The organism is Pseudomonas sp. BIC9C (assembly GCF_034541995.1).
Taxonomy (GTDB): domain Bacteria; phylum Pseudomonadota; class Gammaproteobacteria; order Pseudomonadales; family Pseudomonadaceae; genus Aquipseudomonas; species Aquipseudomonas fluorescens_CC.
Genome location: NZ_JAWDGM010000004.1, coordinates 110746 through 123300 on the forward strand (window position 1 = coordinate 110746; position 12555 = coordinate 123300).

A 12555-nucleotide genomic window follows, 5' to 3' on the forward strand; every position below is an offset into this window, starting at 1 on the left:
GCGGCGAAACGCCTGACCGGCACCCGTGTGCTGCCAGGTGGTGTTTCGAGCAGGCCTGGCTTGCCTCAATCCCTGTAGGAGCGAGCATGCTCGCGATGGTCGTCAACGATAACGCTGGCAACCTGATGCCCCGAGTCGCTCTCAGGTTCATCGCGAGCAAGCTCGCTCCTACAGTATTGTGTGTGTTTCCGTGATCACGCCTTGGCCGCCATCGCGGTCACTTCCACGCGCATGCCTTCCACTGCCAACGAGGCAACCCCGACAGCAGCGCGCACCGGCCATGGTTTGGCGAAGTAGCGCTTGTACACCTCGTTGAACGCGGCGCGGTCGGCCATGTCGGTGAGGTAGATGGTCAGGTGCATCACGCGGTCCATGGAACTGCCGGCACGCTCCAGCGCAACCTTCAGCGCTTGCAGGGTGCATTCGCTTTGCAGGGTGATATCGCCCAATTCCAGGCTGCCGTCGGCGCGGGTCGGGATCTGGGTGGAGACCAGCACGCCGCCGAAACCGACGACGTCGGAAGAAATCGAATCCGCATCAGGATCGGGCGTAAAGGTCAGGTCGTGGTTTGCCATGGGAACTCTCTTGCTTGAAGTGGTGAGGCAGGCGCCTTTTGCGCGGCCAGTCTACAGGGCCATTGGCGGCGCGTCGCTAATCCGCACCGGACGGTTGCGGGTGACCGGTGGCCTGGCGGTACTGGCGCGGGGTGAAGCCGGTCAATGCCTTGAACTGCCGGGTGAACGCGCTGTGGTCGGTATAACCGCATTGCAGGGCGACCTCAGTGATCGGCAGATCCGTGTAGAGCAGTCGATGCGCGTGCTCCAGGCGAACCTTCTGGATCATTTGCCGTGGCGTCAAATGGAACACACGCTTGCAGTAGCGCTCGAGCTGCGCCACGGAAATGCCGGCGATGCGCGTCAACTCGCCGAGGGTGACGCGACGGTTGAAATGCGTACGGATGTGCTCGTCCACCGCCGCCAGGCGCTGGTACGCCGGGTGCGTGTCACTGGCCGATTGCAGGTCGACCGAGATGCCCGCCAGACCGATGATCTGATTATGGCGGTTATACAGCGGTCGTTTATGGGTCAGGCACCAGCCCGGCTCCCGGCTGCCGTACAGGTGCAACTCCAGCTGGTCTGACAGCACCAGACCTTGCTCCAGCACACGCCGGTCCTGTTCGGTATAGCCGGGCCCCAACTGCTCGGGAAATACTTCGGCGCTGGTTTTCCCCTGCAGCGGTTTTAGCTGCTTCAAGCCACAGCGTTGAACCAGCGTGCGATTGGCCATGACATAGCGCGCCTGCACGTCCTTGATGAAGATCGCCGCATTCGGAATGACATCGAGCATCGGCAACAAAAGCGCAATGCCTGCCAGCAGTTGTTCGATGGTTTCGGGGCGGTTCGAGTCGTCGCCCTGGCACAACAGCGCAAACGCATCCTGAGTCATCTACCTGTCTCTCCCAATGATCGGCCGTTGCCCATTGTGCTGATTTCGTCATCGACACCCAAGGAAAACATCAATCGCGAACAAGCCGCCGAGTTCACTCTATGGCCACCGCCCTCCTCGGCAAAACCGACGGGGACGACTTGAAGTGCACACCTGCCTATCCAATAACTCACAAGAAGGCGATGCCATGCCAGGCCAAGGCAAGTTCAAAAAACAACTTTCGTTGATAGACCTTACGTTTATCGGACTGGGGGCCATCTTCGGCTCCGGCTGGTTGTTCGCAGCCAGTCACGTGTCCGCCATCGCGGGACCGGCGGGGATATTTTCCTGGCTGCTGGGCGGTTTTGCGGTGCTGCTGCTGGGCATCGTCTACTGTGAACTCGGCGCCGCATTGCCCCGTGCCGGCGGTGTGATTCGCTACCCGGTGTACTCCCACGGCCCGTTGCTCGGCTACCTGATGGGCTTCATCACGCTGATCGCGTTTTCCAGCCTGGTGGCCATCGAGGTGGTTGCCGCGCGCCAGTATGCCGCTGCGTGGTTTCCCGCATTGACCCAGGCCGGTTCCAGCAATCCAACGGCGATTGGCTGGCTGGTTCAGTTCGGTCTGCTGTGCCTGTTCTTCATGCTCAACTACTACAGCGTGAAAACGTTCGCCAAGGCCAACAACCTGATCAGCATGTTCAAGTTCATCGTGCCGTTGCTGGTGATCGGCGTGCTGTTCACTTTCTTCAAACCGGAGAACTTCCAGTCCCAGGGCTTCATGCCGTTCGGACTGTCAGGTGTCGAGATGGCGGTGTCCGCCGGCGGCATCATCTTCGCCTACCTGGGGTTGACGCCGATCATCTCGGTGGCCAGCGAAGTGAAGAATCCGCAACGCACCATTCCGATTGCACTGATCCTCTCCGTACTGCTCTCCACCGCCATCTATGTGTTGTTGCAAGTGGCCTTCCTCGGCGGCGTGCCCACCGAAATGCTCGCCAACGGTTGGGCCGGCGTCGCCAAGGAACTGGCCCTGCCATACCGCGACATCGCCCTGGCATTGGGCGTGGGTTGGCTGGCTTATCTGGTAGTGGCCGACGCGGTGATCTCCCCCAGCGGCTGCGGCAACATCTACATGAACGCGACCCCGCGGGTGATCTACGGCTGGGCGCAGACCGGTACGTTCTTCAAGGTCTTCACCCGCATTGACGAAAAGTCCGGCATCCCGCGTCCGGCGTTGTGGCTGACCTTTGCCCTGTCGGTGTTCTGGACCCTGCCCTTCCCTTCGTGGGAAGCGCTGATCAACGTGGTCTCCGCCGCGCTGGTGTTGAGCTACGCCGTCGCGCCGGTGTCGGTGGCTGCCCTGCGCCGCAATGCGCCGGATATGCCGCGGCCGTTCAAGGTCAAGCGCATGGGCGTTCTCGGCCCGGTGTCGTTCATCATCGCCGCGCTGATCGTCTACTGGTCCGGCTGGAGCACCGTGTCCTGGCTGCTTGGCCTGCAAATCCTGATGTTCGTGGTGTACCTGCTGTGCGGTCGCTTTGTGCCGACCCAGCACCTGAGCCTGGGCCAACAAGTGCGTTCTTCGGCATGGCTGATCGGCTTCTATGCCGTGACCATCGTGCTGTCCTGGCTCGGCAGCTTCGGCGGCATGGGCGTACTCACCCATCCCTTCGACACCCTGGTCGTGGCGGCCTGCGCCATGGGCATCTACTACTGGGGCGCAGCCACTGGCGTGCCGGCGCATCTGGTTCGCCTGGAGTCCGAGGACGGTGAAGAAGAAGCCGACCCCGTCTACAGCGGCACGGCCACAGGCCTGCGTCCGACCGGTGTGTCCGCCCAGACCTCTCGCTGAAATTCAGGCCGGCAAAGCCTGCGTGTTCCTCTGAATGGAAAGGTTTATGAAAAAAATACATGTCATTGATTCCCACACCGGCGGCGAACCGACTCGCCTGGTGATGTCGGGCCTGCCCCCGTTGTCCGGCCGGACCATGGCCGAGAAGCGCGATGCCCTGCGCGAGCAGCATGACCCATGGCGTCGCGCCTGCCTGCTGGAGCCCCGTGGCAACGATGTGCTGGTGGGTGCGCTGTACTGCGAACCGGTGTCGCCGGACGCCACTTGTGGCGTGATCTTCTTCAACAACGCCGGCTACCTCGGCATGTGCGGTCACGGCACCATCGGCCTGGTCAACTCGCTGCATTACCTGGGTCACATACAGCCTGGCGAGCACAAGATCGATACGCCGGTCGGCCCGGTCAGCGCCACGCTGCATGAGGACGGCAATGTCACCCTGCGCAACGTGCCCGCCTACCGCTACCGCCAACAGGTGCCGGTCGAAGTGCCGGGACATGGTCGCGTGTACGGCGACATCGCCTGGGGCGGCAACTGGTTTTTCCTGGTGTCCGATCACGGTCAGGCGTTGCAGATGGACAACGTCGAGTTCCTCACCGAGTACACCTGGGCCATGCTCAAGGCCCTTGAGGCCCAGGGCATCCACGGTGAAGACGGCGCGCTGATCGACCACATCGAACTGTTTACCGACGACGAATCGGCCGACAGCCGCAACTTCGTCATGTGCCCTGGCAAAGCCTACGACCGCTCGCCCTGCGGGACCGGCACCAGCGCGAAACTGGCGTGCCTGGCGGCCGATGGAAAACTGGCCGCCGGCGAACGCTGGGTCCAGGCCAGCATCACCGCCAGCCAGTTCGTCGGCAGCTATGAATGGGAAGGCGAACGCATCATCCCTTTCATCACTGGCCGCGCCTACATGACCGCCGACAGCACCTTGCTGATCGACGAACAAGACCCCTTTGCGTGGGGCATTTGAGCCCCACGCCTTTTCCCTAACCCGACCTGAATGAACGCTTCAAGGAGTGACAACAAAATGAGCGACAACATTTTCACTGGCTGCATCCCTGCACTGATGACCCCGTGCACCGCCGAGCGCAAGCCGGACTTCGACGCGCTGGTGGCCAAGGGTCGCGAGCTGATCGACATTGGCATGAGCGCAGTGGTGTATTGCGGTTCCATGGGCGACTGGCCGCTGCTGACCGAAGCCGAGCGCCAGGAAGGCGTGGCGCGCCTGGTGGCCGCCGGCGTTCCGACCATCGTCGGCACCGGTGCGGTCAACAGCCGCGAAGCGGTTTCCCATGCCGCCCACGCGGCCAAAGTGGGCGCCCATGGCTTGATGGTCATTCCTCGTGTGCTGTCTCGCGGCGCTTCGGCCACCGCGCAAAAAGCCCACTTCGCCGCGATTCTCGAAGCCGCCCCGGGCCTGCCAGCGGTGATCTACAACAGCCCTTACTACGGCTTCGCCACCCGCGCCGATCTGTTCTTCGAACTGCGCCGCGAGTACCCGAACCTGATCGGCTTCAAGGAGTTCGGCGGTGCGGCCGACCTGCGCTACGCCGCCGAACACATTACCTCCAGGGACGATGACGTAACCCTGATGGTCGGTGTCGACACCCAGGTGGTTCATGGCTTCGTCAACTGCAACGCCACCGGCGCCATCACCGGCATCGGCAACGCGCTGCCGCGCGAAGTGTTGCGCCTGGTGGCCTTGAGCAAACAAGCGGCCAAGGGCGATGCCAAGGCACGTCGCCAGGCGCGGGAACTGGAATCGGCACTGGCGGTGCTGTCGTCCTTCGATGAGGGCTGCGACCTGGTGCTCTACTACAAGCACCTGATGGTGCTCAACGGTGACAAGGAATACACCCTGCATTTCAACGAGACCGATGCGCTCAGCGATGCCCAGCGTCGTTATGCCGAGAACCAGTACGCGCTGTTCCGCCAGTGGTACGAGCAGTGGTCGGCCGAGCAGAACTTCGTCTGACATCCAGCCTGTGCAGCGGCGTGCCAATGCGCGCCGCCTTTATTTTCGCCCACGGCGGTACCGCGTTTTTTCGCAAACGCCCTACCTCTTTTTTTCAGGAACGACCATGACTCTGACAGGCAACATGTTGATCGGCCAGCAGGCCATCACCGGCAACCGCGAAGCGATCCGCGGCATCGATCCCGCCACGGATCTACCCCTTGAGCCGGCCTATCACGGTGGCAGCGGCGAACACGTCGAACAGGCCTGCGCCCTGGCCTGGAGTGCCCTGGACAGCTATCGCGCGACATCCCTGGACGCCCGCGCCGAATTCCTCGAAACCATCGCCAGCGAAATCGAAGCCCTCGGCGATGCATTGATCGACCGCGCCGTGGCCGAGACCGGCCTGCCACGCCCGCGCATCCTGGGTGAACGCGGTCGCACCTGCCAGCAACTGCGCACCTTTGCCCGCACTGTACGCGCTGGCGAATGGCTGGATGTACGGATTGACAGCGCACTACCGGAACGCCAGCCCCTGCCCCGCCCGGACCTGCGTCAGCGTCAGGTGCCGCTGGGCCCGGTGGCGGTGTTCGGCGCCAGCAACTTCCCCCTGGCCTTCTCGGTCGCCGGCGGTGACACCGCGTCTGCGCTGGCCGCCGGTTGCCCGGTGATCGTCAAGGCCCATGGTGCACACCCCGGCACCAGTGAGCTGGTGGGCCGGGCGCTGGCCCGGGCGGTCAAACTGTGCGGGCTGCATGAAGGCGTGTTTTCGCTGTTGTTCGGCTCCGGCCGTGAAGTGGGCATTGCCTTGGTCACCGACCCGCGCATCAAGGCCGTGGGCTTTACCGGCTCGCGCAGCGGTGGCATCGCCCTGTGCAAGGCGGCCCAGGCGCGTCCCGAGCCGATTCCCGTGTATGCAGAAATGAGCTCGATCAATCCGGTCTTGCTGTTCCCGGCGGCACTGCAATCGCGAGCCGAAGCGTTGGCGCAAGGTTTCGTCGCCTCCCTCACCCAAGGCGCCGGCCAGTTCTGCACCAACCCCGGCCTGGTGATTGCCCGCCAAGGCCCGACCCTTGAGCGTTTCATCCAGACGGCCGCGCAACTGATACAGCGCAGCCCGGCACAGACCATGCTCACCCCCGGCATTTTCAACGCCTACGAGGCCGGCATCGGTGCGCTGGCCGAGCATGCCCACGCTGACACAGTGGCCGTCGGCCTGAGGGGTGATACCCCGAACCAGTGCCAGGCTCACCTGTTCGTCACCCAGGCCAGCGAATTTCTCGCCGATCCGGCCTTGCAGGCGGAAATGTTCGGCGCCGCTTCGCTGATCGTGCAATGTGCCAGCGACGAGGAAATCCGCCAGGTCATCGAACACCTGGAAGGCCAACTGACCGCCACCCTGCACCTGGACGATGCCGACGTGGAGAGCGCCAGGGCATTGCTGCCGACCCTGGAGCGCAAGGCCGGACGCCTGTTGGTCAATGGCTGGCCGACCGGGGTCGAGGTGTGCGATACCATGGTCCATGGCGGCCCGTTCCCGGCGACGTCCGACACGCGCACCACCTCGGTCGGCACCGCCGCCATCCTGCGTTTCCTGCGCCCGGTCTGCTATCAGGATTTCCCGGACGCCCTGTTGCCGGCCGCGCTCAAGCACGGCAATCCGCTGCAGTTGCGTCGCCTGCTCGACGGCCAGAGAGAAGCCTAGCCATGTCCAACGTCTCCCTTTTCAACAACCCGCACGCCACGGCGGACGTTGCCGTGATCGGCGCCGGGATCATCGGCGTCGCTTGCGCCCTGCGCCTGGCTCGCCAGGGCCGGCGGGTGGTGGTCATCGATCAGCAGGAGCCCGGCCGTGGTGCCTCATTCGGCAATGCCGGACACCTGGCCACCGAGCAGGTGTTCCCCATCGCCGACCTGTCCATCCTCAAACGCCTGCCCGCCATGCTCATGGACCCCATGGGTCCGCTGCGCCTGGACTGGAAATACATGCCCCGGGCCCTGCCCTGGTTCATGCGCCTGTTGCTGAACCTGCGACCGGTGCCGTTCCAGCGCACCGTGGCCGGCATCCGCGCACTCAATGAAAGCAGCCTGGGTGCCTGGAACCGCTTGCTGGAGACCATCGACCGCCCCCAGTTGCTGAAGGAAGACGGCTCGTTGCTGGTGTTCGAGCGCGCCGACTCGCAACAGGCCATCGAAGCGCTGCAGGCGCGCATGCGCCAGCAGCAGGTGCCGATCGACTTCTGGCAGGCCAAGGCTGTACGCGATGCGGCGCCGCAACTGAGCGAGCAGATCCGCGGCGGCTTGTTCTTCCCGCGCACCGGGCATTTTCTCGATCCCTTCCGGGTGGTTGGCGAACTGGTCCACGCGGCTAAAAGCAGCGGCGTGCAGTTCCTCCAGCAGCGGGTCGAGGGTGGGCAATTGAATGAACACGGCGTGTCGTTGATCACTGATCAAGGCCGCGTCAGCAGTCGACAGGTGCTGATTGCCTGCGGCGCGCATTCCGCGAAGCTCACTGCTGCGCTGACCGGCAAAAAGGTGCCGCTGGACACCGAGCGCGGCTATCACCTGATGCTGCCCCACGAACACCAGCGCTTGCCGTTTGCCGTCACCTCGCTGGAACGCAAATTCATCATGACGCCGATGGTCGATGGCCTGCGCCTGGCCGGCACCGTTGAATTCGCCGGTCTCGAATGTCCACCAACAATGGAACGTGCCTGGCAACTGCACCGATTGAGCAAGGGCCTGTTCAAACGCGACCTGAGTGCCGAAGCGGCCACACCGTGGATGGGTTTTCGCCCGTCCTTACCCGACTCCCTGCCGATCATCGATCGGGTGTGCGACGGCAAGGTCCTGCTCGTCTTCGGCCATCAGCACCTGGGGTTGACCCAGGCGGCGGTCACGGCGGAAATGATTGCGCAAATGGCCTCCCCCTTGACCGGTACCCAGCCCCACGACCTGCCGGCGACTGCGGCGTACCGGCTGGATCGTTTCTGAATGAACCTACCGAGACCTTCTGCTCAGGACGCAACCGCCTCGATCAGAAGGTCTTGCTGGCGCTGACCACGACGGTGGCGGCGCACACATCGCCATAGCCGTAGTAGCTCGTGCACTCATGCGTGGACAGGTCGGTGTCGACGTAGGCCAGCGCCCAGTCGACTCCCACGGCGCTATGGGTCAGCCGGGCTTCCCACTCGTGATAGTCGCCACGGGTAGCGCCGTTGCCGGCAATGAACACGTCATCCTTGAAATCGAACTGGCCATAACGCACCTCCAGCCCCGTATCCGCCGGTAGCGCGTAGCTGTAGCCCAGCCAGGTGTAGAGGGTGTCCTGGTCCTTGCCTAGATAAGTCTGCAAATCGTTGGAGTAGTAACTGGCGAACTTGAAGCCATAGGCTTTGACGATGGCGTAGACCTCGCTCTGGTTGAAGTCCGATTGCCTGGCGTAGGTGTACTTGAGGTAGCCCAGGTCGAGGCTGACGTCATCGGTGATCTGCTTGAAGAAGCCCGCGTAAAAATCCTGCTCCAACCGGGTTTTATAGTTCAGGCCGAAATCGACATTGGAGGTCCAGACCCCGGCGTAGACGCCGCTGCTGTGCAGCAATGTGGCGTCCAGTTGCACCGCCGGGTCGCCCAAGGTCAGCGACAAACCACGGCTGCGGTAGTCGCTGACCACCGCCGGCTTGAGCATCAATTGAAGGTCATCGGTCAGCGTCAGGGCGTGGGCAGCCAGCGGCAAAAAAGTGCAGGCGACAAACAGGGTCAATGCAGGGCGATGCATGTTTCGGGTCCTTTCTTATTATTGATCGGGCAAGGCTTCGCCCTCCCCTTGCCGGCGCGGCAAAGGGTGGGCGAACAGGGGGGGAGTTACGGGCGGCTGTAGACTTCGCGGCCGGCGAAGTAAGTCTTGAGCACTTGGGTATCGGCCAACTGCGCTTCAGGGGCGCTGAATACATCGCGATCAACAATGATCATGTCGGCTTGCTTGCCTGGGGTCAGCGTACCGATCTGCTGTTCCAGGCCGATGGTTTTGGCGGCGTTGCGGGTGTAAGCGTAGAACATGGTCTCGCGGTCGATGGCTTCGGCCTGATTCAGCACACCCTTGGGGCCTTTGCGGCTGATGGCTTGCCCGATCGCTTTCCACGGATCAGGTGTCGAGACCGGCCAGTCGCTGGCACCGGAAATGGTCGCGCCGTTCTTGAGCAGCGAACGCGCCGGGTACATGAACTGGAACTGCATGGCATTGATGTAAGGCTGCAGCAAATCGATGCTCAGTTCGTCTGCCGAAGCCCAGTAAAGTTGCATGGACGCAATCACATTGAGCGGCTTGAACCGGGTGAACTCCTTGGGGTTGACCATCTGCAAGTGGGTGATGGAGTGGGCCACATTGTTGTGCCCCTCGCGACGCGCCTGCTCGATGCCATTGAGGGATTCACGCACCGCACGATCACCGATGGCATGCACATGCACCAGCCATCCGCGGGCATCGGCGGCGCCCACCAGTTCGCCGAAGTGCGCCGGGTCGATCAGCAGCTCACCGCCCTTGAGCGAGTTCTTGTAGGGCGACAGCAGCGACGCGGTTTGCGCCGGAAACTCGGCGACGCCGTCGGCAAACACCTTGATGCCGGGCAGGCTGAGATTGTCGACGTCGGCGAACTGCTGGCGGACCTGCTCCATGACCTCGAGGTCGGCGGGTTTGCTCTTGGGATTGACGACCATCAAGGCCGCCACGTGCAGGCGCAGTTCGCCCTTGTCCGCCAACGCCTTGTAGGCCGGCAGCACCCCGACATTTTTCACCGTGGGCTTGAAGTCGAACAACGCATCCCCCGGCACCGCGTTGGCCGCCGGGTCCATCAGGGCCGTGACGCCCAGGCTGTGGTAAAGGTCGCGGGCAGCCTCGGCGGCGCCAATCAACTGCTCAAGACTGGCCGGCGGCAGTTGCGACATCACCGCCGACAAACCGGCATCGGCGACGAAACCGTTAGGGGTGTTGTCGTCATGGTGGCCGATGGTCGCCAGCGCTTCGCCAGTGAGTGCCTTGACCCGCTCGGCATCGATACCGGCGCGTTTGAGCAAGGCCTTGTTGGCCCAACCGGTGTGGTAGTCCCAGCCGACAAACAGTATCGGCGTGTCCGTCCATTCGCCCTGGTTGAAGCGTTTTTCGAACTCCGCCACCTGGCTCCAGTAGGTCGAGGGCGCCCCGCCGACAACGAGCATGTCGCCATGCCGGGCCTTGCCGTTATCGCGCCACTCGCGCAAGCGCTGCTCCAGCTCATCGAACGGCAGCATTTGCGTCTCAAGATCGGCGGACTTGAGCTTCACGCCGCCAAACACCGCGTGGCTGTGGGTGTCGATAAAGCCGGGCAGCAACACCTTGCCCTGCAAGTCGACGACCTGCGTGCCGGGGTCCTTGAGGGCCAGCACCTCGGCATCGCTGCCGACCTTGACGACTTTTCCGTCCTCCACGGCCACGGCCTGTTGCAGGGCCTTGCCCTGCTCTGCCGTAAAGACTTTGCCGTTATGCAAAATCAGATCGGCGGCCGCCATGCTTTCCATAGAGGAAAGACCAATAGCCATGGCCAATGCCGACTGGAATATTCGCTTCATCGTCCCGCACCTTTTTTCTTGTAAGAATGCCGAGAGACTAGCGAACCGGGCGGCGGTAAAGAATACTCGGCCCACGCAACACATACTTTCCAAACAGGAAACACTGCATGGACCAACTCAGCGCCATCGCGATGTTTGTCGAAACCGCCGACCAGGGCAGTTTCACCCGCGCTGCCTCGCAACTGGGCAAAACCACGTCGGCCCTGACCCGGGCCATCACCCACCTGGAAGAAGAATTGGGCACGCGCCTGTTCGAGCGTTCCACTCGACGCATCGCGCTGACCGAGGCCGGGGAGATTTTCCTCGCCAGTTCGCGGCAAGTCCTCAGGCAACTGGATCAAGCCCGGGAAGACATCGATCAATTGCAGCGGGAAATGTATGGCCTGCTGCGCGTGACCGCCCCACCCTCGTTCGCGCCGGCCTTTCTCAACGCGGTGTGCTGCCGCTTTCTGGAGCGCTACCCGCAGATGCGCCTGGACGTGGTGCTGACCGATGAGTTCGTCGACCTGGTCGAAGGCCGATTCGACCTGGCGGTGCGGGACGGCCCGATAGAGCTGCCCGATCTGATCACGCGCCCGTTGACCGCCAACCGCATCCTCCTGTGCGCCAGCCCGCGTTACTTGCAACACAACCCGCTGGAGGTTCAACCGCACACCTTCAATCAACATGACTGGCTGCTGTTTCGTCATCCCGCCCTGAACCCGCATTACTGGTGGATCGAACACGAGGGTGAACGCAAGCGAATCGCCCAGCCGACACCGCGACTGAGCAGCGACAACTATGACTTCCTGTTCGGTGCCCTGCTGGTCGGCCGGGGTTTGCAGTTCTGCCCGCAGTGGAGCGCCGCACCGTACCTGCGGCGCGGCGAACTGGTGCAACTGTTGCCGGACGCCGACCTTGACCCTGAGCAGTTCGGCAGGAAAATCCATGTGATTTACCCGGCGCACCGCCGCCATACACGCAAGCATCAGGCTTTCATCGAGTGTCTGAATGAGTACCTGGACGAGCAGGCGTTGCATTGAGGCGGGCATCCGGCCAGTCGAGCCGTGCCCCGGTCATTGCAAGGGCGAGAACTTCGCGGGCAGGTAGATCGTCGAGCACATGTCCCGCAGTTGCGGGCCGGAGTTTTCCGGCGGCCAGACGCCGTCGGCGACCGCTTGGGTGCGCACCTGCAGGCGCTGTTCAAGGCTGGTCCACGGCCAGATGTGCAGATAGCGCGGCAGCGCACCGTCAGTGGCATAAAACGCCGCATACACCGATGAATACTGTTCGGCGGTTCGCGCTTCGATGGCTTTGCTCCAACCGTCTAGGGTGGGCTGCAACCCGCTGCTGACCAGGTCGTAGACGCGCAACTCATAGAACGGACCATGCTGGCCGGCGCTCATGGGTTCGAGGAAGGGAAACAGCGTGTAGTTTTCGATGCGCAGGTCGGTGATCCACTCGTTGATGCCAAACGCCCCGCCCCCCAACAGAAAACGCTCACGCTCCGCCTGCCGAAAGCTTTCGTCCCCATAACCGCGCAGCACGGCGATCTGGTTCAACTGGCCGATCTCCGAGGCCCAGCAGCCCATCAATGTGCCGCCGACTTTCGGATCGTCCAGCGCAGCCTCTATGCGCGCCAGGGCATCCGCGACGGTACGCACGCGCACAGTGAAAGTGATCAATTCAAATAAACGCATAGCGACTCCGCCCAACGGTTTGCCAAAAGCACACA

General features: G+C 62.9%; 11 protein-coding genes. 6 read left to right on the top strand and 5 right to left on the bottom strand.

Annotated elements, in window-relative coordinates:
• Nucleotides 1-194 precede the first annotated feature (194 nt).
• Both RS887_RS18320 and RS887_RS18325 read right to left on the bottom strand, forming a co-directional pair.
• Nucleotides 195-575, bottom strand: coding sequence for a RidA family protein (locus RS887_RS18320; protein ID WP_008021538.1), 381 nt, complete (start codon nucleotides 573-575; stop codon nucleotides 195-197).
• Nucleotides 576-651: 76 nt separating this feature from the next.
• Nucleotides 652-1446, bottom strand: a complete 795-nt coding sequence (locus RS887_RS18325; RefSeq protein ID WP_322616437.1) for an AraC family transcriptional regulator — start codon at nucleotides 1444-1446, stop codon at nucleotides 652-654.
• 187 nt (nucleotides 1447-1633) lie between these two features.
• On the opposite strand from RS887_RS18325, the gene RS887_RS18330 reads away from it, so the two are divergent.
• The 5 genes from RS887_RS18330 (at nucleotide 1634) to RS887_RS18350 (ending at nucleotide 8231) form a co-directional block, all read left to right on the top strand.
• A complete protein-coding gene (locus RS887_RS18330; RefSeq protein WP_322616438.1) occupies nucleotides 1634-3280 on the top strand; it encodes an APC family permease in 1647 nt (548 codons plus the stop codon).
• Between the two features lie 46 nt (nucleotides 3281-3326).
• Nucleotides 3327-4253, top strand: coding sequence for a 4-hydroxyproline epimerase (locus tag RS887_RS18335; RefSeq protein WP_322616439.1), 927 nt, complete (start codon nucleotides 3327-3329; stop codon nucleotides 4251-4253).
• 57 nt (nucleotides 4254-4310) lie between these two features.
• Nucleotides 4311-5258, top strand: a complete 948-nt coding sequence (locus RS887_RS18340) for a dihydrodipicolinate synthase family protein (RefSeq protein ID WP_322616440.1) — start codon at nucleotides 4311-4313, stop codon at nucleotides 5256-5258.
• A 106-nt stretch (nucleotides 5259-5364) separates the two neighbouring features.
• On the top strand, nucleotides 5365-6942 hold the full coding sequence (locus RS887_RS18345) for an aldehyde dehydrogenase (NADP(+)) (RefSeq protein WP_322616441.1): 1578 nt from the start codon (nucleotides 5365-5367) through the stop codon (nucleotides 6940-6942).
• Between the two features lie 2 nt (nucleotides 6943-6944).
• Nucleotides 6945-8231 carry an FAD-dependent oxidoreductase gene (locus RS887_RS18350; protein ID WP_322616442.1) on the top strand — a complete coding sequence of 429 codons (1287 nt, stop codon included), beginning with the start codon at nucleotides 6945-6947 and terminating at the stop codon, nucleotides 8229-8231.
• A 43-nt stretch (nucleotides 8232-8274) separates the two neighbouring features.
• On the opposite strand, the gene RS887_RS18355 is transcribed toward RS887_RS18350, so the two are convergent.
• Entirely contained in the window at nucleotides 8275-9015 is a 741-nt protein-coding gene (locus RS887_RS18355; RefSeq protein ID WP_322616443.1) for a TorF family putative porin, read from the bottom strand.
• A gap of 86 nt (nucleotides 9016-9101) precedes the next feature.
• A complete protein-coding gene (locus tag RS887_RS18360; RefSeq protein ID WP_322616444.1) occupies nucleotides 9102-10841 on the bottom strand; it encodes an amidohydrolase in 1740 nt (579 codons plus the stop codon).
• A gap of 107 nt (nucleotides 10842-10948) precedes the next feature.
• Between RS887_RS18360 and RS887_RS18365 the strand changes: the two genes are divergently transcribed.
• Nucleotides 10949-11863: a LysR family transcriptional regulator gene (locus RS887_RS18365; protein ID WP_322616445.1), complete on the top strand. Its 915-nt coding sequence runs from the start codon at nucleotides 10949-10951 to the stop codon at nucleotides 11861-11863.
• 33 nt (nucleotides 11864-11896) lie between these two features.
• Here RS887_RS18365 and RS887_RS18370 read toward each other — a convergent pair whose 3' ends face one another.
• The gene (locus RS887_RS18370; RefSeq protein WP_322616446.1) at nucleotides 11897-12520 is read right to left on the bottom strand and encodes an NIPSNAP family protein; all 624 of its coding nucleotides are present in this window, start codon (nucleotides 12518-12520) and stop codon (nucleotides 11897-11899) included.
• Nucleotides 12521-12555: the final 35 nt, after the last annotated feature.